At 52.1% G+C, this 21,475-nt stretch carries 20 protein-coding genes; 6 read left to right on the top strand and 14 right to left on the bottom strand.

Annotated elements, in window-relative coordinates; all coding sequences use genetic code 11:
• The first annotated feature begins 2 nt into the window (after nucleotides 1-2).
• Nucleotides 3-653: a carbonate dehydratase gene (gene can, locus JI741_RS19640; RefSeq protein ID WP_202012805.1), complete on the top strand. Its 651-nt coding sequence runs from the start codon at nucleotides 3-5 to the stop codon at nucleotides 651-653.
• Between the two features lie 44 nt (nucleotides 654-697).
• Nucleotides 698-1,981, top strand: coding sequence for a tyrosine--tRNA ligase (gene tyrS / locus JI741_RS19635; protein ID WP_202012804.1), 1,284 nt, complete (start codon nucleotides 698-700; stop codon nucleotides 1,979-1,981).
• A gap of 91 nt (nucleotides 1,982-2,072) precedes the next feature.
• Here tyrS and JI741_RS19630 read toward each other — a convergent pair whose 3' ends face one another.
• The 6 genes from JI741_RS19630 to JI741_RS19605 all read right to left on the bottom strand — a co-directional run bounded on the left by JI741_RS19630 (nucleotide 2,073) and on the right by JI741_RS19605 (nucleotide 7,581).
• On the bottom strand, nucleotides 2,073-2,411 hold the full coding sequence (locus JI741_RS19630; protein ID WP_202012803.1) for a porin family protein: 339 nt from the start codon (nucleotides 2,409-2,411) through the stop codon (nucleotides 2,073-2,075).
• Nucleotides 2,412-2,426: 15 nt separating this feature from the next.
• Nucleotides 2,427-2,651 carry a porin family protein gene (locus JI741_RS19625; protein WP_202012802.1) on the bottom strand — a complete coding sequence of 75 codons (225 nt, stop codon included), beginning with the start codon at nucleotides 2,649-2,651 and terminating at the stop codon, nucleotides 2,427-2,429.
• Nucleotides 2,652-2,843: 192 nt separating this feature from the next.
• The gene (hutU, locus tag JI741_RS19620; protein ID WP_202012801.1) at nucleotides 2,844-4,847 is read right to left on the bottom strand and encodes a urocanate hydratase; all 2,004 of its coding nucleotides are present in this window, start codon (nucleotides 4,845-4,847) and stop codon (nucleotides 2,844-2,846) included.
• Nucleotide 4,848: 1 nt separating this feature from the next.
• A complete protein-coding gene (locus JI741_RS19615; protein ID WP_202012800.1) occupies nucleotides 4,849-5,616 on the bottom strand; it encodes a patatin-like phospholipase family protein in 768 nt (255 codons plus the stop codon).
• 2 nt (nucleotides 5,617-5,618) lie between these two features.
• On the bottom strand, nucleotides 5,619-6,458 hold the full coding sequence (locus JI741_RS19610; RefSeq protein ID WP_202012799.1) for an MBL fold metallo-hydrolase: 840 nt from the start codon (nucleotides 6,456-6,458) through the stop codon (nucleotides 5,619-5,621).
• 175 nt (nucleotides 6,459-6,633) lie between these two features.
• A complete protein-coding gene (locus JI741_RS19605) occupies nucleotides 6,634-7,581 on the bottom strand; it encodes an acetyl-CoA carboxylase carboxyltransferase subunit alpha (RefSeq protein ID WP_202012798.1) in 948 nt (315 codons plus the stop codon).
• A 632-nt stretch (nucleotides 7,582-8,213) separates the two neighbouring features.
• Here JI741_RS19605 and rhaT point away from each other — a divergent pair.
• The 3 genes from rhaT to JI741_RS19590 all read left to right on the top strand — a co-directional run bounded on the left by rhaT (nucleotide 8,214) and on the right by JI741_RS19590 (nucleotide 9,972).
• Nucleotides 8,214-9,293, top strand: coding sequence for an L-rhamnose/proton symporter RhaT (gene rhaT, locus JI741_RS19600; RefSeq protein ID WP_202012797.1), 1,080 nt, complete (start codon nucleotides 8,214-8,216; stop codon nucleotides 9,291-9,293).
• Nucleotides 9,294-9,326: 33 nt separating this feature from the next.
• Entirely contained in the window at nucleotides 9,327-9,641 is a 315-nt protein-coding gene (gene rhaM / locus JI741_RS19595; RefSeq protein ID WP_202012796.1) for an L-rhamnose mutarotase, read from the top strand.
• A 148-nt stretch (nucleotides 9,642-9,789) separates the two neighbouring features.
• The gene (locus JI741_RS19590; RefSeq protein ID WP_202012795.1) at nucleotides 9,790-9,972 is read left to right on the top strand and encodes a hypothetical protein; all 183 of its coding nucleotides are present in this window, start codon (nucleotides 9,790-9,792) and stop codon (nucleotides 9,970-9,972) included.
• A gap of 176 nt (nucleotides 9,973-10,148) precedes the next feature.
• On the opposite strand, the gene JI741_RS19585 is transcribed toward JI741_RS19590, so the two are convergent.
• Complete coding sequence (locus tag JI741_RS19585) at nucleotides 10,149-12,545, bottom strand: ABC transporter permease (RefSeq protein ID WP_202012794.1); 2,397 nt, start codon at nucleotides 12,543-12,545, stop codon at nucleotides 10,149-10,151.
• Nucleotides 12,546-12,748: 203 nt separating this feature from the next.
• The gene (locus JI741_RS19580) at nucleotides 12,749-14,656 is read right to left on the bottom strand and encodes a M61 family metallopeptidase (protein WP_202012793.1); all 1,908 of its coding nucleotides are present in this window, start codon (nucleotides 14,654-14,656) and stop codon (nucleotides 12,749-12,751) included.
• 133 nt (nucleotides 14,657-14,789) lie between these two features.
• Here JI741_RS19580 and JI741_RS19575 point away from each other — a divergent pair, with 133 nt between their 5' ends.
• A complete protein-coding gene (locus JI741_RS19575; protein WP_202012792.1) occupies nucleotides 14,790-15,203 on the top strand; it encodes a DUF1801 domain-containing protein in 414 nt (137 codons plus the stop codon).
• Nucleotides 15,204-15,281: 78 nt separating this feature from the next.
• Here JI741_RS19575 and JI741_RS19570 read toward each other — a convergent pair whose 3' ends face one another.
• The 6 genes from JI741_RS19570 to JI741_RS19545 all read right to left on the bottom strand — a co-directional run bounded on the left by JI741_RS19570 (nucleotide 15,282) and on the right by JI741_RS19545 (nucleotide 21,338).
• Complete coding sequence (locus tag JI741_RS19570) at nucleotides 15,282-15,815, bottom strand: DUF4269 domain-containing protein (RefSeq protein ID WP_202012791.1); 534 nt, start codon at nucleotides 15,813-15,815, stop codon at nucleotides 15,282-15,284.
• 167 nt (nucleotides 15,816-15,982) lie between these two features.
• Nucleotides 15,983-16,423 carry a DUF1801 domain-containing protein gene (locus JI741_RS19565; protein ID WP_202012790.1) on the bottom strand — a complete coding sequence of 147 codons (441 nt, stop codon included), beginning with the start codon at nucleotides 16,421-16,423 and terminating at the stop codon, nucleotides 15,983-15,985.
• A gap of 18 nt (nucleotides 16,424-16,441) precedes the next feature.
• Nucleotides 16,442-16,711 (bottom strand): hypothetical protein, encoded by a 270-nt coding sequence (locus JI741_RS19560; protein WP_202012789.1) that lies wholly within the window; start codon nucleotides 16,709-16,711, stop codon nucleotides 16,442-16,444.
• Between the two features lie 297 nt (nucleotides 16,712-17,008).
• Nucleotides 17,009-19,633, bottom strand: coding sequence for an ABC transporter permease (locus tag JI741_RS19555; protein WP_236676178.1), 2,625 nt, complete (start codon nucleotides 19,631-19,633; stop codon nucleotides 17,009-17,011).
• A gap of 19 nt (nucleotides 19,634-19,652) precedes the next feature.
• The gene (locus JI741_RS19550; protein ID WP_202012788.1) at nucleotides 19,653-19,979 is read right to left on the bottom strand and encodes a PadR family transcriptional regulator; all 327 of its coding nucleotides are present in this window, start codon (nucleotides 19,977-19,979) and stop codon (nucleotides 19,653-19,655) included.
• Nucleotides 19,980-20,327: 348 nt separating this feature from the next.
• Nucleotides 20,328-21,338 (bottom strand): hypothetical protein, encoded by a 1,011-nt coding sequence (locus JI741_RS19545; protein WP_202012787.1) that lies wholly within the window; start codon nucleotides 21,336-21,338, stop codon nucleotides 20,328-20,330.
• Nucleotides 21,339-21,475: the final 137 nt, after the last annotated feature.

Below are 21,475 nucleotides of genomic sequence, written 5' to 3'. Positions count from 1 at the left end.
CTATGGAATCGTACAAAAAACTATTGCTTCAGAACCAAGCCTGGTCTGAGGAACGCACAAAATTTGACAAAGACTATTTTGAACGCAGTGCCAATGGCCAAGCGCCCGATTTCCTCTGGATTGGCTGTTCCGACAGCCGCGTGCCCGCCAATGAAATTACCGGCACCGACCCCGGCGAAATTTTCGTGCACCGGAACATCGCCAACATGGTGGTGCATTCGGACATGAACCTGCTGAGCGTGCTCGACTATGCCGTTACTATTCTGAAAGTGAAACACGTGATCGTGTGTGGCCACTACGGCTGCGGCGGCGTGAAAGCGGCCATGGGGCATGAACAATACGGCCTGATCGACAACTGGCTGCGTCACATCAAAGACGTGTACCGGATTCACAGCGACGAGCTGGAGGCCATCGAAGACGACGATGCACGCTTTAAACGCCTGGTGGAAGTGAACGTGATTGAACAGGTTTTTGACCTTACCAAAACGTCTATCATCCAGAACGCCTGGCGCGAACGCAACTCGCCACAAGTGCACGGCTGGGTATACGACCTGAAAACCGGACGTATTAAAGACCTGGAAGTGACCATGGACAACCAGCGCGAGGTGCCGGCGATCTACCGCATCAACAGCAAAGTGGTGAAGGGAGGCTGATTAAAACGGCCCCTTTTCTATATTTGCGGTCTATTTAGAATCAGATGACGAACAATTTTGTGGAAGAACTTCGGTGGCGTGGCATGTTGCACGACGTGATGCCCGGCACGGAAGAGCAGTTGACGAAGGAACGCACCAGCGGCTATATCGGGTTTGACCCGACGGCCGACTCGCTGCACATTGGCCACCTGGCGCAGATCATGACTCTGCTCAACTTTCAAAAGGCGGGTCACAAGCCCTATGCCCTGGTGGGCGGTGCCACCGGCATGGTGGGCGACCCCTCCGGCAAATCGGCCGAACGCAACCTGCTGTCGGAAGACGTGCTGCTGCACAACGTGGCCTGTGTGAAACAACAGCTGGAAAAGTTCCTGGTCTTCAGCGGCGACAACGCCGCCGAGATGGTGAACAACTACGACTGGTTCAAGAACTTCACGTTCCTGGACTTCATCCGCGACGTGGGCAAGCACATCACCGTGAATTATATGATGGCCAAAGACTCCGTGCAGAAACGCCTGGAGTCTGGGCTGTCGTTCACCGAGTTCACCTACCAGCTAGTGCAGGGCTACGACTTCTATTGGCTCAACGCTAACAAGGGGTGCAAGCTTCAGATGGGCGGCTCGGACCAATGGGGAAACATTGTGACGGGCACGGAACTGATCCGCAGAAAGTCGGGTGGCGATGCTTTTGCACTCACCACCAAGCTCATCACCAAAGCCGACGGCACCAAGTTTGGAAAAACGGAAGGCGGCAACGTGTGGCTCGATCCGAAGAAAACATCGCCCTATGCGTTCTACCAATACTGGCTCAACACATCGGACGAAGACGCTTCGAACTTCATCAAGATCTTTACGCAACTGACACGCGAAGAAGTGGAAGCGTTGTTGGCCGAACACGCCACTGCACCCCACCTGCGCAAGCTGCAACAGGTTTTGGCGAAAGACATCACCACACGCGTGCATTCGGCAGAGGAATATGAAACGGCCATCAAAGCCACCAACATTCTGTTTGGCAACTCCACCACCGAAGAGTTGCAAAGCCTGAGTGAAACGCTATTGCTTTCGGTGTTGGAGGGTGTTCCTCAGACGTCGATTTCAAAAGCCGACTTCGAACAATGTGCCACCATCACCGACTTGCTGTCGGTGGCCACGAACAACATCGTGTTTCCCTCCAAAGGTGAAGCGCGCAAGATGATCCAGGCTGGCGGCGTGAGCATCAACAAAGTGAAGGTGACGGACGCCAACCAGAAGGTAGCGTTTGAATTGCTGAACAACAAGTATCTGCTGGCGCAGAAGGGAAAGAAAAATTACTACTTAATTGTTGTTGAATAGACCTGTAGGTATCATAGAAAAAATGCATAAAGAAAAAGGCCTCGACGAATCGGGGCCTTTCTTTAAAAAAAAACTTGGGTTGTTCTCGGTCTTATTCGCCGAACTTGAACAGCTTGTAACCAAGCGACACTTGCCACACTTGATTTTTGATGTTGCTGTAAGAAGGATTGGTCTCTTCGATCTTAGTAAGACCAAGATTGTAGCGTGCGTCTATGGTGAGACCAAAGGGAAGATCCCATCCGGCACCAAGCGCAAGGCTCACATCCGATTTCTTGAAAGAGTCTTTCACGTTGTCGCCGTCGATTTCAGCTTTTGAGAGGAAGCCGAACTGTGGGCCGGCTTGCAAGTTTATCCCCGCCACTGTGTATAATTTTACAATGACCGGAATGTTGATGTAGCTGAAGTTGGCATCGAAATCTTGAGTGTTCACTTTCACTTTCGATCCTTATTGTGAAAACATGACTTCGGGTTGGATGCCGATCTTGGAGAATTTAAACAAGGTGAAAGCACCAAAGTGGTAGCCTGTGCGGTTTTTAAATGTGTTCGACGCACTTGTCCCATCCAACTTCGCGAAGTTCACGCCGCCTTTTATACCGACGGCCACGGATGCCTGTGCATATGCTCCTACCGAAGCAGCCACCAATGCTAATACGATAATGATTTTTTTCATACTGGTTATTTAGTTTTTAAATCACTTGGCAAAGATAGTGCCTATAAAATCAAACCGGATGCAGTTCAACATCGGTTTTTGTTCATCAGGCTTGTGGCATACGCGGTTGATATTTATCGGCGCCCACGACACACTTCCTTGCTCCTGCTATAACGCCACGGAGCCGGTTTTGTTATGGTGTGGTGTGTCCAGCTATGCCGTGGGCAGGTTGTCAATAAGGTTGTTGTCTACCCGGCTGGGCACAGTGAGCGTGAGGCCCGGGGTGGCGTGTTGTTCCTGGCGGGCGGTCCACAGTGCATTTTCGTTTCGGGCCCAGGCGCGGCGGGCAATGCCGTTGTTCACGTCAAAGAAGAGCATGTTCTTCAATTTGCGTGCGGCGTCTTCCGATCCGTCGAGCAGCAGGCCAAAGCCTCCGTTCATCACTTCGCCCCAGCCCACACCCCCGCCGTTGTGGATAGACACCCACGTGGCACCGCGGAACGAATCGCCAATCACGTTGTGAATGGCCATGTCGGCCGTGAAGCGTGAGCCATCATAGATGTTTGAGGTTTCGCGATAGGGACTGTCCGTTCCCGACACATCGTGATGGTCGCGGCCCAACACCACGGCGCCGATTTTGCCCGCGGCGATGGCGTCGTTAAACGCGGTGGCTATTTTTATACGCCCTTCGGAATTTGCGTAGAGGATGCGGGCCTTCGAGCCCACCACCAGTTTGTTTGTCTTGGCTTGTGTTATCCACTGCAGGTTGTCGTGCAGTTGTTGTTGAATTTCGGGCGGTGTATCTTTTGCCATTTCCTGCAACACGTCGGCTGCCAACTGGTCGGTGAAGTCAAGATCACTTTCTTTTCCCGACGTGCACACCCATCGGAAGGGACCGAATCCAAAATCAAAACACAACGGTCCCATAATGTCCTGCACATATGATGGATAGCGGAAGTTGATTCCATCGTCGGCCATCACGTCGGCACCGGCGCGCGAGGCTTCCAGCAGAAACGCATTTCCATAGTCAAAGAAATAGGTTCCTTTGGCCACGTGCTTCGCGATGGATGTTGCCTGCCGGCGCAGGGATTCCTCAACCTGAGCTTTGAACTTCGCCGGATCTTTTACCATGAGCGCGTTCGAGTCTTCCAACGACTGGCCTACGGGATAATAGCCACCGGCCCAGGGATTGTGCAGCGATGTTTGGTCGGAGCCCAGGGCCACATAAATGTTTTCTTTATCAAACCTTTCCCACACATCAACGATGTTGCCATGATAGGCCAGCGACACCACTTCCTTGCCCGCCTGTGCTTTGCGAACACGCGAAACCAACGCATCGAGGTCGCTCACAATCTCGTCTACCCAACCTTGCTCGTGGCGTTTGTGCACGGCCTTTCCGTTCACTTCGGCCACTACCGAAATGCAGCGCGCGATGTTGCCGGCTTTGGGTTGTGCGCCGCTCATGCCACCAAGCCCCGAGGTCAGAAATATTTTTCCTTCAAGCCCCTCTCCTGTTTTGCTGATGCTGCGCCCGGCGTTCAGCACCGTGATGGTGGTGCCGTGCACAATGCCTTGCGGACCAATGTACATATAGGAACCGGCCGTCATCTGGCCATACTGTGTCACACCCAGGGCATTGTATTTTTCCCAGTCGTCGGGTTTTGAATAGTTTGGAATCATCATGCCATTGGTCACCACCACGCGGGGTGCTTCGGGCGAAGATGGAAAGGCTCCCATGGGATGGCCTGAATACATGTGAAGCGTTTGCGCGTCGGTGAGGTTGGCCAGGTATTGCAGGGTGAGCCTGTATTGTGCCCAGTTCTGAAACACGGCGCCGTTGCCGCCATAGGTGATCAGCTCGTGCGGATGCTGCGCCACGGCCGGGTCGAGGTTGTTCTGAATCATGAGCATGATGGCAGCAGCCTGCAGTGACTTGTGCGGGTAGTCGTGCAGCGGGCGCGCATGCATGGCATAGTCAGGACGGAAGCGATACATGTAGATGCGACCGTAGGTCACCAGCTCTTCATAAAATTCGGGGGCCAACACGGCGTGGTGTTTCGGATCAAAATAGCGCAGGGCGTTTCGCACAGCCAGCTTCTTTTCGTCGGGTGAAAGGATGTCTTTCCGCCTGGGCGCGTGGCTGATGGTGGTGTCGTAGGGTTTAGGTTGGGGCAACGCGTCGGGGATGCCTTGCAGAATTTGTTCCTGGAACGTCATGTTAGGCGGGATTGATGACAAACTGTTCGCGTTTGAAATTCTCTTTCGTGAATTGATAGCCGATGTTGAACAGGTCTTTGGCTTTGCCCACATCGAAGCCGCTCACGCTGCCGGCTCCGGGCGGATCAATAAAGACGTCGCAGAGGGCTTTGTTGTTGGCCGTGTTGCCGTTGATGGCCATCATGAGACTTCGTTCGATCACAGAGCGGAAGTTCATGGCGTTGAAGTCGCCGCGAATATGATTGCAGTGTGCCCCGATCAATAAATCGCACGCTCCGCGGATGGTGTGCGCCGGAAAATTATCGAGGATGCCGCCGTCGACATACATTTTGTTTTTGATCTGGATGGGATTGAACACCAGCGGCACGCAACACGATGCCAGCACGGCGGGAATGAGTTCGCCATTCGAAAAATATTCGGGCACACCTTCGCCAATGTTGGTAGTGGCCACGGTCATGGGAATCTTCAGCGCTTCGAATGTATTTTCGGGAATGTGTTTTTGCAGGGCATCGCGCAGACCATCCAAACTCAACAGCCCCTTCATGGTCCAGGCGGGACGCAGCGAACGGAGGAAGCTGGTGGTGACGATAATGTCCATGATCTGGTCGGCTTTATAGCCATAGGCATACAACGATCCTACTATGGAACCGGCGCTTGTGCCAGCCACCACATCCACCTTCACACCAAATTCTTCGAGTGCTTTTAAAACGCCAATGTGCGAGATGCCACGGGCACCGCCGCCGGAAAGTACTAAGCCTATTTTTGTCATCGTCAAAGGATTTCTTTCAAGTCAAATGTTCTATCTACGCGAACACCTTTTTCGGTGCGCTTCACGGTGCAGCATTCGTTCACGGGGTCATGCTCCAGGAAGAGCACGTATTGATTGTCGGCGGCTTCGTTGAGGAAGCGTTCTTTTTCTTCGAGGGTCAGAAGCGGGCGGGTGTCGTAGCCCATCACATACGGCAACGGTATGTGCCCCACCGACGGCAGCAAGTCGGCCATAAAGCAGATCACGTGATTTTTGTATTTGATTTTCGGGATCATCATTTTGTCGGTGTGTCCCGAAGCATAGAAGAGGTCGAAGGATGAGAACGGTGAAGACACGGCCGGGTCAACAAATTTCAGCTGACCGCTTTGTTCCATCGGCAGTATGTTCTCTTTGATGAAGCTGGCTTTCTCGCGGGCGTTGGGTTGGGTCGCCCACTTCCAATGGTCGGCGTTCGACCAATAGGTCGCCCTGGGAAAGGCCAACTCCAGTTTGTCGTTGTTGTTCACCACGCCGCCACCACAATGGTCGAAGTGCAGGTGCGTGAGAAACATGTCGGTGATGTCGCCGGGTTGGCAGCCTGCCTGTTGCAGCGACGAGGTGAGGGTGTCGTTGCCGTGCAGGTAGTAGTGGCTGAAGAATTTGGCGTCTTGCTTTGTGCCGATGCCGTTGTCGATGAGGATGCGTTGGTTGCCGTCTTCAATGAGCAGGCAACGCATGGCCCAGTCGCACAGGTTCAGGTCGTTGGCGGGGTTTGTTTTTTGCCAGATGGACTTGGGCACCACGCCAAACATGGCGCCGCCGTCGAGCTTGAAAAATCCGGTGTTGATGACGTGAAGGTTCATGGTTTGGGGTGGGTCTTTAAAGCCGTTAACGCAGTTTGTCCGGTGTGTTGCAAGGTGCAAAGAAAATAGAAAAGGTTCCAGCGTTGTGTGCCGTTTGCCGGACTGGTGTTTTCGATTTTTCCGGAAAAGAAAAAGGCCCCGACAAGTCGGAGCCCTTTGTTATTTTTCCAGTGTGCTATTCTTTCACAACCCCCATCGCGCAGAACTTGTCGATGCGTTCGGTGATGCGTTGGGTCGGGGTGAGCGCTTGTAGCTGTTTTGTGTTTTCGATGATCACGCGTTTGATTTCTTTGGCCATCCACTTCACGTCAGTGTGGGCGCCGCCCAGCGGTTCGGTGATGATGCCGTCTACTAACTTGAGGGCGTGCATGTCTTTGGCGGTGAGTTTCAGCAACTCGGCAGCCTGTTCTTTGAAGTCCCAGCTGCGCCACAGAATGGTGGAGCAGTTTTCGGGAGAGATCACGGAGTACCACGAGTTTTCGAGCATGAGCACGCGGTCGCCGATGGCGATGCCGAGCGCGCCGCCCGATGCACCTTCGCCAATCACAATGCAGATGACGGGCACTTTCAATCCAAACATTTCCTTGAGGTTGCGGGCAATGGCCTCGCCTTGTCCGCGCTCTTCTGCTTCCAGACCAGGAAAGGCACCCGGAGTGTCGATGAAGGTCACGATGGGTTTGTTGAACTTCTCGGCAATCTTCATGAGGCGCAGGGCCTTGCGATAGCCTTCGGGGTTGGCCATACCAAAGTTGCGCAGCTGGCGCTGTTTGGTGTTGCGGCCTTTTTGTTGACCGATGAGCATGTAAGTCTGGCCGTCGATGGTGCCGAAGCCGCCAATCATGGCTTTGTCGTCGCCCACGGTGCGGTCGCCGTGGATCTCGATGAAGTCGGAAGTGATTTCGTAAATGTAATCCTGGGTATAAGGACGGTCAGGGTGGCGCGACAACTGAACGCGCTGCCATCCGGTGAGGTTATCGAAAGTTTCTCTTTTCAAATCGAGAATCTTTCTTTCGAGTGCTTTCACAGCTGCCTGAACTTCCTTGTCGCTGTCGCTGGCCAACTGATTCATATCTACAAGTTTTGCCTCCAATTCAGCGATGGGCTTTTCAAAATCCAATAGCATAGGGTTGATTTTGTCGGCACAAAGTTAGAAGGATTGTGAAATATCGGTAATTAATGGAAAAGTTTCGCATTAAAGGGCTCATTTTCAGCTGACTGGTTGCCAAAATTTCAATTTCAAACAACGGCGAAACGATTTGGCCGACGCTGAAAACGTTACATTTTCAGCATTCCCATTTGCCCGGCGGAGGTCAGCAGCAACGGGGCTATCGCCATTTCACGAGCGGGCGTCCTCCCCTTTCGACGCATCCATCGGGGGTGTTCTTCCTTCAAAAGAAACAAAAGGCCGGAGCTTTCATTTCCTTCAAATCGAAAATATCACGACCGACACGGTCAACCAGGTCACCACTTCCAGTAGCCACTCGGTGTTGCTCATTTCTTTCTCGGTTTCCATAAATGCGTTGTGTCTTTTGCATCATGTTGTTCGATTCCTGTGCCAACCGCCCAAAGGCCTGAAACGCAAGGTTGAAGCCTGTTTCGTGTAGAGAAAAAGTAGCAAAGCCCTGTGATGGTGTGGCGGAGCATGCCCCCAGGCTTCTGATTATTTCAAACCGTTGCAGAACAGTTCAGGATAGTTGCTTTGGTCAGGAGTGTCTATTTTTACCTGTACCCTTACCCAACCTTGAACGGCACTGTATGCAGGTTATCTTCGGAATTCTCTTTCACTTCATCGGCGGTTTTGCGTCGGGCAGTTTTTATGTTCCTTTCAAAAAAGTGAGAGACTGGTCGTGGGAAAGCTACTGGATTGTGGGCGGGTTGTTTTCGTGGCTGCTCATTCCGCCGTTTGCCGCGTGGCTCACGGTGCCGCATTTTTCCGACATCATTTCATCGGCCTCGTCGTCAACATTTTGGTGGACCTATTTCTGGGGCATTCTGTGGGGCATTGGTGGGCTTACCTACGGGTTGGGCATGCGCTATCTGGGCATGTCGCTGGGCAACTCGGTGCTGCTGGGGTTCACCTCGGCCTTTGGTTCTATTGTGCCGTCGCTGTATTATAACGTGGTGCCTACACCGGGTAAGACCAGCTTCAACGAACTGCTCGGCACCTCGTGGGGACAAGTGGTGTTGCTGGGCGTGGCCCTTTGCCTCGTAGGGATCTATATCTGTGGACGTGCCGGCGTGCTGAAAGAGCGGGAGCTGCCTGAAGAAAAAAAGAAAGAGAGCATAAAAGAATTCAACCTTGTGAAAGGCCTCGTGGTGTGCACGTTCTCGGGCATCCTCAGTGCGTGTTTCAACTATGGCATCGAAGCGGGAACACCCATGGCCGAAGAAGCCAACGCCTTGTGGCAGGCGGCCAACCCCGGTGCCACCACGGAGTTTCTCTATCAAAACAATGTGATCTATGTGGTGCTGCTGTGGGGCGGGCTCACCACAAATTTTATCTGGTGCATGATTCTGAATGCGCGCAACAAAACGTTTGGCGATTACACCAACGCCAAAACGCCGCTGCTGCAAAACTATTTCTTTGCTGCGCTGGCCGGCTCCATCTGGTTTCTGCAATTCTTCTTCTATGGCATGGGCGAAAGCAAGCTTGGCAACGGCGCCAGCTCCTGGATTTTGCACATGGCGTTTATCATTCTCGTGGCCAACGTGTGGGGCCTTGCCCTCAACGAATGGAAAGGCGTGCAACGCAAAACCAAAGCCACCATCGCCGCGGGCATTCTCATGATTCTCCTTTCGGTGATTATTGTTGGCTATGGCAACGCCATGAAATAAAACATAGCAGGTTCATCTAAAAAACATTCCGTCATGCAACGTCTGGCCTTCACCATGCAACTCCACCCGGGACAAGCACAAGAATACAAGCGACGCCACGACGCCCTCTGGCCCGACCTGCTGCAGCTGTTGAAAGACACGGGCATAGAAGACTATTCCATCTTCCTCGACGAAAAAACACACACGCTGTTTGGCGTGCTCAAAGTGCGCGATGCCGCCAACCTTGTGCCCCTGCCCGATCAGCCCGTGATGCGCCGGTGGTGGCAACACATGAAAGACATCATGGACACCAACCCCGATGGCTCGCCCGTGCAGGTTTCGCTCACAGAGGTCTTTCATCTCGACTAAGGCACCACGTCCGTAAATTAATTTTTGTCTCACGTCATCACTGCAAGCCCGTTGCAGTGGTGTGAGTTATTCTTGTATACGCCTGTCACTTGATGCTGTGTCCTCCTCTCCTTGTTGCAACAACAGGCTTCACCTTTTTTCGAGGCCTATGTTTTTCGACTTCTTATATATGCTGGTGATGGTCTCCATGGGGGTCACCACCATCGCGTGGATCAACTCCCCTCCCACGCGCGAAAGCCCGTGGTTTGTGAAAGCTTTCTATTATACTTTCGGCGTGCTGTGTGTTTCGGCTGGTATCGCGGTGATGTTTAAGAATTTTATTGATGGTTGAAAGTCGTAGAGTGGCTGAGGGTCGCAGGAAGTGAATATCAACTAAAATCGCCGGGTGGAACCCGGCGATTGGCGAGGCATAAATAGTGAAGTAATGTATCTATTCGATAAAAAATGAAAGGCCCATTGCCATGAACCGCGGCTAAATAATAAAAAAGTCGCCCTACCGAAAATGCCCTACTCGTCACGCAAAGCCTTCACAGGGTTAGCGGCCGCAGCGCGCACCACATGATAGCCTACGGTGACTAGTGTTATGACACAGGCCAGCACAGCCGAAAGAATAAATGTGACCCACTCGCCCTTCAGTTCTATTTTGTAGGCGAAGCTTTGCAGCCAGGTGTTGGTGAAATACCACGCCAGCGGGTAGGCCAGCAGGGTGCCGAGGCCTACCAGCACAAAGAACTCTTTTGCTACCAGCAACACAAGTCCGTTCACGCTGGCGCCAATCACTTTGCGAACACCAATCTCTTTGGTGCGTTGCTCTGTGGTGAATGCGGCCAGCCCCAGCAGGCCCAGGCAGGCAATGAAGATGGTGAGGCCCGAAAAGGCTGTGAAGATCTGACTGCGTTTTTCGTCTGACTTGTATTGTGAGTTAAAATCCTGATCCAGGAATTGATAGTCGAACGGGTAGTTGGGATAAAGACCTTTCCATGTTTTTTCGATGGCGGCGAGCGATTCGCGCACGTCGCCTTCTTCGGTCTTGATGAAGATGAGACTGTTCTTCAGGTCAAGATAAATCATCAGCGGTTCGATGGCGTCGTAGAGGGAATTCTGGTGATAGTCTTTCACCACGCCCACCACGCGACGTTCAAGGTCTTCGCCATTGGGACCACTGGATTTGAAAACGAACTTCTTGCCGATGGGATTGGTCCACGACATACGGCGCACCATAGCTTCGTTCACGAGCGCGCCATAGATGGTGTCTGAAGGCACATCGCGCGAGAAGTCGCGGCCTTCCACAATGGTCATGCCGAGCGTGCTCACAAAGTCATAGTCGCCTTCAAACAAGTCTACGCCGCGTTCCGACAGCTTACCTTCGTTGTCTTCCACCTGCAACAGCAGCTTGCCAATGCCAAAGCCCGGCGACGAGTTGGATGAGCCCACAGACGTCACCCCTTTCGTCTGACGCATACTTTCTTCGATGGCAGCCGTGTGGTTAACCATTTCGTCGGTGGGCAACAGGATGCGCACAATGCGTTCCTTGGAGAAGCCCAGGTCTTTGCTGCGCAGGTATTGCAACTGATCGTAGACCACCAGCGTGGAAATGAGCATGAAGATGGAGATAGAAAACTGCGCCACCACCAGCACCTTGCGAAACACGGCATTGCCACCTTTGCCCGACACTTTGCCCTTGAGCACCGTCACCGGGTTGAAGCCCGACAAGTATAGCGCCGGGTAGCTTCCTCCCAACACACCAATCACCACCACAATGCCAACAAGACTCAACAACACGGGCGCCTGCAGTATGTAACCAAACGGAAGCTGCTTGTTCGAAAGCTCGTTGAACTGGGGCAGCAGCGCATAGATGAGCACGAGGCTGGCCGCCAGCGCCAACAGGGTGATCACCACCGATTCGGCAATGAACTGCGCAATGAGTTGCCCGCGCATCGACCCCATCACCTTGCGTATGCCCACCTCTCGTGCACGACTCGCCGACCGCGCCGTGGCCAGGTTCATGTAGTTGATGGACGCAATGATGAGCATGAAGGCAGCCACGGCCGCAAAGATGTAGATATAGGATATGTCGCCGCCGGCTTCTGCTTCGTCCTGAATTTTGGAGTGCAGGTGTATGTCGGCAATGGGTTGAAGTTCGTATTTGATGGTGATGTTATACTGCGTGAAAATGGGATCTACTTTTTCCTTCAGGATTTTTGCGAGGCTTGCATACATCTTATTGATGTCGTAGCCCTCGGGAAGCTGTATGTAGGTGAACACGCCAAAGTTTCCCCAACTGGGTTCTTCGCGCCGCGTGCTGTTCGACACCAGCGCATCGAAAACAAAATGCGAGTTCAGGGGAACATCTTTCATCACACCGGTCACTTTAAACGATTCGTTGTCCTGGTTCACCAGCATTTGCCCGAGGGGATTTTCGGTGCCGAAATATTTGATCGCCATCTTTTCCGTGAGCACGATAGAGAATGGTTGGTCAAGCGCCGTGTTGGGATCGCCGGCAACGAACGGATAAGTGAACATGTCGAACACGGTCGAGTCGGCCAGGTAGAGGTTGTCTTCGTAGAACTCACGGTCTTTGTATTTCATGAGGCGTTTGCTGCCCATGCCGTTGAAACGCACTGCGTTTTTCACCTCGGGATAATTGTCGCGCAACTCCGGTGCCAGGGGTTGCTGCGCCACGGCCCAGGTGAACGCGTTGTCGGGTTCCTTGATGTTCGACACCACGCGATAGATGTTCGATACGTTGGTGTGATAGCGATCGAAGCTCAGCTCGTCCAATATGTAGAGCAGCAGGAACATGCTGCAGGTGATGCCGATGGTGAGGCCCAGAATGTTGATGGCACTGTAGGTTTTGTCTTTGCGGATGTTTCGCCAGGCAATGGTCAATAAATTCTTCAGCATGCGATGAGGGATTTACAAGGGGTTGATGTTAAAGTTCGCTAAAAAGTTGCACTTGCCAAACGGCGAATCTCTTTCTACCCCGCGCCACGGGAGACGTATGCGTGTAGATGGTTGTCAAAAAAAATAGCCTCCGGAATTTTCACCGGAGGCTATTATATCAAGTGTCCGCATGGCCTTCAAACCTGTTGCGGGTTGGTGTGGTATCAGGGCTTCATCCATGCATCGCGAAGCGCGATCTCTTCGGGTGTGGCTTCGGGGTCAACCTCCAGCAAATGCCGGCGCGTTACTTCCACTTCGGCATTGGGAGTTGATAAGTCTACCAGCGAAGATTTGCCTTTGTCGTCTTTGCGCAGCACGGTGTAGGAAAGCGATTTGCCTGCCTCCAGCGAAGCAAAGTGACGGCTGAGGAAACCTTCCAACTCCGGGCCTACGTCGGGAATAATTTCGCCGTTGAGCTTGATGAGGATGTCGTCGTTCTTGAACCCGAGGGCTTTGCCAACAGGGCTAAGGTTGTCGCCCGTCACGATTTTCAGTTTGGGTTTGCCTTCAATTTCTTCCACGCCAATCACGTCCTGGTCGATGCCGAGGTTCAGTGTTTTCATTTTGGCTTCGTCGGTGTAGAGTATTCCGATTTCGGCAAAGGCTTCTTTCAACGGCAGCTTCTCGGGACCTTGCACATAGCGTTTAAAAAATGTGCCGATCTCGGGATAGGTCATGCGGGTGATTTCGTCGAACAGTTGATCGTCTTCAAACGCCTTGTCCTTGCCAAATTTTTTCGACAGGTCCAGCATCAGGTTTTGCAATCCGTATTTGCCGTGCGACAGTTTGCGCAGTTTCACATCCAGACAAAAGCCGATGAGTGCGCCCTTCTGGTAGACGTTGTAGTATTGGTCGTTGTATTTGTCGAGGGTGAACTTGCTGATCTCCGTGAACGGCACTTCGTTCTTGAAACCGTCGGAGGTCATCATTTTCTCATAGAGCATCTCCAGGTATTGATGCAGGTCGATGAGGTTGTATTTCAATTGTACAAGACCGGCGAAATATTCCGTCACACCTTCATACATCCACAAGTGTTGCGACATTTTGGGATCGTTGAAATCGAAGTGACCGATTTCCTGCGAGTGAATGCCCAGGGGTGTGATGATGTGAAAGAATTCGTGTGCAGCAAAGTCGTGCAGCTGCTGGTTGATTTGCTCGATGGTCATTTCGGGCATGTAATACATGGACGAATACGAATGTTCGAGTGCGCCATAGCTATAGAGCGGCTTGTCGGTGAAGTAAAAAATGAACGCATACTTTTCTACTGGCAACTTGCCGCCGAGAAATTCCTTTTGGGCCATCAGCACTTCGCGGATGCTGGCGGCGATTTCTTTCGCGGTGATCTTACCCGTGGGTGAATAGGCGCCTACCAGCACTTCGGTGTTGGCCACGCGGATCACGGCCGTGTCGGCCTTGTTATACATCAGGGGTGAATCGACGAGCTGGTCATAGTTGCTGGTTTTGTAGACGTCAACCAGTTTGTCTTTTTCGCGTCCGCCTTTTTCCAGCTTCAGGATGCTGAGTGGCTTGCCGGTTTGTTGTGCGATGAGGCCCGTTGTGCCATAGAAGTCTTTGGGGCGAATCACGTTGAATTGAAACGGCAGCTCTTTCATGTCTTTGAAATAGCCAAAGTATCCGCTGGTGTTCATGATGAAGTTCTTTCCTTCTTCGATGTTGGTGCCCGCCGATTGAAAAATCTCGGGGCCTTTCATTTCGGTGTCGATGGTGTCGTCTACCCAGTAGCTGATGCGGGCAAGTTTGGTGGCGCCTTTAATCTTCCACGTGTTGTCGTCCACTTTCAGTACTTCCAGTTTCCTGCCTTTCTTGTCGGTGGCTGTGAACTCGGTCACGTAGCGTCCGTAGTCTGCAATGTCGTAGGTGCCGGGAACAATCTTGGGGAAATAAAATATAATTTCGTCACTTGAGATGGCGGGAGACAGCAGTTCCACATACACTCTGTCTTTCACCACTTTGGTAATGTCCACGGTGTAGACATATCCTTTTTCTTTGCCTGTTTGAGCGTGGGACGCAACCCAAAAGCACAAAAACACACCGGCCAGCCGTAAGCGCATAGTTCAAAATTTGGCGCAAGATAGATTTATTTTGTTTGGCTGAGCAGAAATGTTTTATTGGGCGGTTTAAATACTGAATAATGCGGTAGGCCGGGATGGTTCGCTGGGGTCCGCTTCGTACTTTTACACGCAAATGTTAAGCGCGAATAAAACCATCGACGAAGTGTTGTTCGACCTTCCCCGCCGCGAGCAAACCATTGTGCGGCGTCTGCGCAACCTCGTGTTGGAATGCCTGCCTTTTGCCACCGAAAAGATGATGTATGGCGTTCCGTTCTACACCCAAAACCGGATGATCTGTTTCATTTGGCCGCCCTCTATTTCGTGGGGCAAGAAAAAATATTCACTGGAAACACGCGGCGTCACCCTGGGCTTTTGCCAGGGCAACAAAATGGCCAACCCCGACGGCATTCTGCTGGCCGAAAACCGGAAGCAGGTGCACTGCATCTATTTCAAATCACTAAAAGAAATAAACGACGATCAGCTTCGCGCATTTCTCTATGAAGCAGACATGATCGACGGCACGTTTCGGAAAATGAAGAAGAAGTAGCGCTCTCCTGTTTGCATGGATTAGTTTTTATCAACCGACGACACCTGTGCATAGCCTTGGCCTGGTTTGCAGGCACGATCACTTCGCTGCATTCACGCCGTAGTTCAGAAGCGCCACATACGGATCGCCTTCCAATCCCAGCGCCTCGGCAAAGGCCGGTTCTGTTTTGATGCCCTGCTTTTTCAGGGCGATGATGCGTTGCCTGAACTCCTCACCACGGGCCTGCAGCACGGCATGTTCTATCAACATGTGCTGATAGGCTTCCTGCTCGCGCACGGGACGATTCTGACCAAAAATTTCCACCTCAAATTCGTTGATGCGAAAATTGGCTACCGTGGTATGATATCGTCCCACCACACCATCGCGCAAGGTGAACCCTTTGAAGGTTGAAAAGTTCTGAAGAAGACACGCCGTGAACGCGATGCGTTTGGTGCAATGACAAATGATGTCGAGGTCGCTGCCTTCGATGTCGATATTGATGGGGATTGTGCCGGCCAGCACCGGCGAAAAATCTTTCAGGATGCTGAACACTGCATATTCGGCGAGGGCGGCAAAGGCCCGGCGCTGTGTGGGCGTGCCACGCTTCAAATAGTCGAGCGTTTCAAAATTCATAGTCCTCGTCCCTTCTCACCGGGTTCACCTGATTCATTCTGCAACCCAGCACGCCGCCCCTTCGCACACACGGCGAGAAGCATTATCCAATATCCAGGAATGTTTGAGGGGAGGAACATCGATGCAAAGTAAGAAAAAAAAGACGCACCGCGAACACAACGTTGTGCCTAATGTTCGTGGACCTTTTTCACCAACGCCTGCAGGATTCGGGTGAGCTCTTTCGCATGGGTGCGGACGGCCTTCATGTCTTTCAGCATGAGCATGCGGCGATCTTTGTAGTCGCCCGTCAGCAACGGCGATGCTATAGTAACTATAGCGGGATGATGAAACACCAGGTGAACACAATCCTGTGGCCTCACATGAAAAGTCACCATGTCTTCTTTGCTGTGATAGCTCGGCGCATTCCACTTGATGCGCTCGGCAATGTCGGGATGCGCGTTTTTGATGATGGTACGCACGGCCTCAATCTCCGCTTTCAAGGGATGTTTGAGGGCCGTCATGTAGGCTGCTACGGCCGTGGCATCGTCTTTCGGCGGCGTGGTCTTTTTGGGTTTGGCGGTCTTGACGGCGACGGTTTTTCGGGGTGTCTTCCGGGGTTTTGCAGGCATGGGTTGGTCGCGATTAATTTATTTATAGTCACCCAACATCATGTTTCCCACCAGCAGCACCAACGTCAGCGCCCAGGGGGCAATGTCGATCCACAGGGCTGCCGAGGCCTGTTTGCCGGTAAACAAGAAAACAAACGCCACAACGGCGGCCGCGAAAAGCACGATTCCGAAAAAGATATTCGATCCGTTGGAATACTTGCTGGTTTGCAGGATGCCCACTGCATTCAACAGGAATCGCGTGCCTGCATAGAGGTTGATGGCAGAAAACAGGTAAACAAAATAGCGCATGGAGAGAGGGTTGAGTTTGATTCACCTGCACCAACGGAAACAACCCCGCATAGGTTTTGGTCGACACCTGGTCTTTAGTCCTGAGTCTTTAGTCCTGAGTCCTTTAGTATGCTTGATGCTCAGTTCTCCTTTCCTTTCCAAACCTGGTCTTCAATTTTCTCCGGCAACGCTTCCGTTAGCCATTTTTTTCTACTCAATACTTACTACTCAATACTCAATACTCATTCTTCAGCAACCGGAACGTGACTGCATCATGGTTTATAAAGGTTCTGACCCAGCAGCGTTTAGGCGAAACCGTTATTCGTTCTTCAACACTTCTGCCGGATTGCTTCGCGCCACTTTCAGCGTCTGCGAGCCGATCATCACCAACGCAATAGCCATCACACTCAGCACGCCCACCAGCCCCTCGCCAACACCCAACGGCGCCGGGTTGGCCATTCTTTTCAACAGCACCGCGTCACAGAACAAATAGGTTGACGGGATGGCAATGAAGGTAGCGATGGCCAACAACATGAAGAAGCCCCGCCCCAACAGAAACATTAGCTTGCCTTCTCCTGCACCCAACACCTTTCGGATGCTGATTTCTTTCAGACGTGTCTCGGTGGTAAACACCACCATGCCCAACAGCCCCATCGACGCAATGCAGATGGCGAGCAGCGAAACAAAGCCCGCAAGTTTCACAGATGCAGAAATTCCGCTGAAGGATTCTTTAATGGTGTCGTCATAGAATTTCGCACTGAACGTGTGCACGGGGTCTATCTTTTTCCACAAGCTTTCAATGCGGGCATAGGTTGCTGCATTGTCGCCACCCGCTATCTTCACATGCAGCATGCCTGCATCTTTGACTGCATGCCGGAGCATGACTTCGTTTGGTGTGTTGTTGCCGGGCTTGCCATAACGAAAGTCTTTGATCACGCCAATGATTTTCAGTTCCTTTCCCGCCATGTGCAGCACTTCACCAATGGCACGCTGAGGATTTTGTTCTGCCAGCTGAAAACGCTTCAACACTTGTTGGTTCACAATCACTTCACGCTCTTCGCTGGAGTCGGGACGCGTCATAAAATTGCGGCCTGCCAAAAGCTCCAGGTTGAGAAATGGAATGTAATGTTCATCAACACGATTAAAATAGACAAGTGCAGAATCTTCCGGCTGGTGTGGGTTTCTCACTTGCTCGCCGGCATAGTGCCCGATGCCCGTCACGAGCCAGGCCTCGGCCATGTCTGTCACCTCCGGCAACTCCCGCAATTCTTTTTTCAACCGCTCGGCCGAATTTCCCTGCAAGCGAATGTTGATGATGTTTGCCGTGGAAAAGCCCAGATCGAACGACACAAAATGTTTATATTCTTTGAAGATGATCAACGTGCCCGTGATGAGCATGAGCGACACGGAATACTGAAACACGATCAGCACTTTCCGCAACGTCACTTTCCTGAACAGGCGAACAGACGTGGCATTCTTCAATACCTGAATGGCATTGATGCGCGAAAAGAACAGCGCCGGAAATATTCCTGCCGCCAGTCCCACCACTATGGAGAACACAAAGAAACAACCCACCAGAAAGGGCGACGGCTCCAACACCAGCAGTTGTTGCAGGTCGGGTTGCAGGTTTATGAAATAGGGTCGTAGCAGCAGGAAGAGCACAAAGGCCACCACACCCGACAACACCGAGATGATGACAGCCTCCATCACAAACTGCATTGCAACATGGTGCTTCAAGGCGCCGATCACTTTCCGGATGCCTACTTCACGCGACCGCCGCAGCGACCGCGCCACCGAAAGATTGGTGTAATTGAAACAGGCCGACAGGATCACCACAAACGACAACCCGGCAAACACCCACAGCAGTGTGCTGCCCAGAATGGTGCCGATTTGGTTGTTTAGATTTTCGCCGGTCATAATGTTGTCAAGCGGTTGCAAGGCCAGTTGAATGTGGGTGTTGGGTGTGGACGGATCTTCTTTCCTGCTCAGTGTGTTCAGGCGCGACTGCACGGCGTTCAGATCGGCTTGTTCGGGCAGTTCCAGATAAACCCACGTGCTCCACACATTGTCCCACGACCATTCATTTTTGCTCGCCGTTTCGGCGATGTCGCGCGTGCTCATGGAACCCAACATGTCGAATTTCATGTGCGAAAATTTGGGCACGTCTTTCATCACGCCGGTCACCGTGTAGGCTTTGTCCTGGTTCATGATCACGGTCTTTCCTATGGGTTCGTCGTCGCCAAATAGTTTGCGCGCTGTAAGTTCCGTGAGCACCACCGAAAACGGAGCTTTCAATGCCGTGGCCGGATTGCCTTTAAGCAGTGGGAAACTAAAAACGCGCAACACGCCTTCGTTCGCATAAAATCCCGTGAGGGGCAGCACTTTTTCGCCCACCTTCATGTCGCCTTCGAAGCCGCGATGAAGAACAGCTACGTCGTCTATGCCGGCAAATGTTTCCTGTATGGCACGTGCCGACCGACGCGAGGTGGTGGCGTTGAAATTGCCATCGTCCTGCCCCAGGTGTTGCCGCTGGCTGATGACGCGATAGATGCGGTCGTGCTTCTCGTGAAACTTATCGTAAGAAGATATATCCACCAACACGCCAATCATGATGAGGCCCACCGACATGCTGATGGCCAGTCCCACAATGTTGATGGATGAAAACAATTTGTTGCGCAGCATGCTGCGTCCCGAAGTTTTGATGTAGCTGCCAATCATAATCCAATGGAGTAAGAGTGTTATGGAATCCGGTTTTCGAATGGTGTAGAGGCGGCAGAATTTCAGAACATCCAACACATAAATAAAACGTGCGCGCCGAACGCCTTTGGCTTTCACGTTCCGGTCGAAAAATTCGTTCAGGTCGCCCTGAAGGTCTTCCAACAACTCCGGCTTGCAATACCATTCGAGCAAGCGCTCGGCCCAGCGCGGTGGATGTTTGGTCATGGATCTTGTTTTTAATAAATCATTTTAAGGCAAACGCGGGAATCCTGCTCCACAGTCCGTCGCGCACTTCTTTGGCTTTCAACAGCGCCGCCTTTCCTCCGTTGGTGACGGTGTAGAAGCGTTTCCGTTTTCCGCCGCGGGTGCTGGTGGCCTCGCCGAGCGCGCTCTTCACAAGACCCTTTTCTTCGAGACGGTTCAACACCGCGTGCACCACGCCCAGTTTGGCCGAGCGTCCCGAACTTTTTTCGAGCTCATCGCAAATGGCCACGCTGTAGGCATCGCTCACAAACGTGGCAATGGTCAGCAGCACCAGTTCTTCAAACTCTCCGAGGTTGGTTCCTTTCATCTTGATGATTAATTACGTAAATGTATGTAAAATAGTTTTACCTTTATCTTGCAGGGTTGGGATGGAGAGAAAAATTTTATGGGCTGTTACTTTCCGGATGAGACATTCATCCGGCATGAAGATCATTGCCTCTTCCTTTCGGTGCCAGGTCAATGCATTCTAAGCTATGGAAGAAAGAACGGCTGTACACGGAGTCGAACTGTGTTTCATAACCGGTTTTAACCAGGCATAAACTACCCAGGTAGAAGTGGTGGGATTCGAACCCATTCGATTATGGTTTTGCCGTTAAACTAACAACCGCCGTAAAGCTACGATCCGTTTGCCTATTTATCACGCACTTCACCTCCGCTAGTAGGATAGAAAGCTACAGCCCAACCGGTACGACACGCCCGCCTCCCACATCACCCCCGTAGCTTCGTGCACATTATAGAAAACCGGCCGAAGGGCAGCATGGAAATCGACATGATGTTTATACAGTATCGGACGATAGCTGTCCATCGACAATTTTTGTTTCCCAAGGGGCAACGCATAGTGAAGGGTGAAGCCCGGACTGAATCCTTTTAGCTGGACGTAGTCGTTTTGATCTTGCGAGCTCGGCGATATGTTTTGCATGGCGTAATTTATTTCCATTTGAAGAATCACCTCCCTCCGATCTTCCACAATCACATCGCGACTCACCGCTAAACCAACGAGCAACGTGACCGGGGTTTTGTTTTGTGGCTGTGGTGTGCTTATGGGGTAATCTCTTCGGGAAGGATTGCCATAAAAATTCATCACAATGCCGCCGCCAAATTTATTCTTGCCGCGCATCATCAGTTCTATTTTCATGCCGCCACCCACGCCCAGGTATCCCTGCGCGCTGCCACCAAATCCATTCACCACACCACCGATAACAATATCAACGCGCTCGGCCACTTCCGCTCCCTGAAAGTCGTCGGCCGTGAGCGGTCTGTCCTGGTGCGGTCTTTCTTCCGGCACAGCGCCGTGGGATTCGTAGCGCGGATAGACAAGAGTGAATGAATATGAGGACGCGACGGCCTCGCCATTCACCGTTCGGGGAGTAAATCTGGGAAGGGTCGATGCGCGGCTATAGAGGCTGTCGAGGATGGATTTGTCTTGTGTGCCCTTCACGTTGTCGAGACTGGCGCGGCCAAGGGCGTCGACCATAAAGATCAGTTCGAGCGAGCTGTTGTTGAGTGTTATGCGCTGGCTTGGACGAAAATCGATTTTATAATACAGCAACGTGAGGTTCGACACGCCGCCTTCGGGTTCGGGACCGAAATTCAGACTGTCTGTTGCCTGCGCAAAAACACTTGCCTGGCTCAGACAGAACACCGCGAGGAGTATAATTTTCTTCATAACAAACCTGTAAAACACAAGCCTCATCCCAAACCGACCGAAAGATAAGTGTGTGGCCGACAGAATCAAATTTTCACTGAACACTGGGATACCCCCGCCAGGCAGCGCATCGTACCTTTCGAACGCAACACCCATCA

The sequence above is a fragment of the Chryseolinea lacunae genome (assembly GCF_016735595.1).
GTDB classification, from domain to species: Bacteria; Bacteroidota; Bacteroidia; order Cytophagales; family Cyclobacteriaceae; genus Chryseolinea; species Chryseolinea lacunae.
This window is presented reverse-complemented; position numbering and strand designations above follow the sequence as displayed.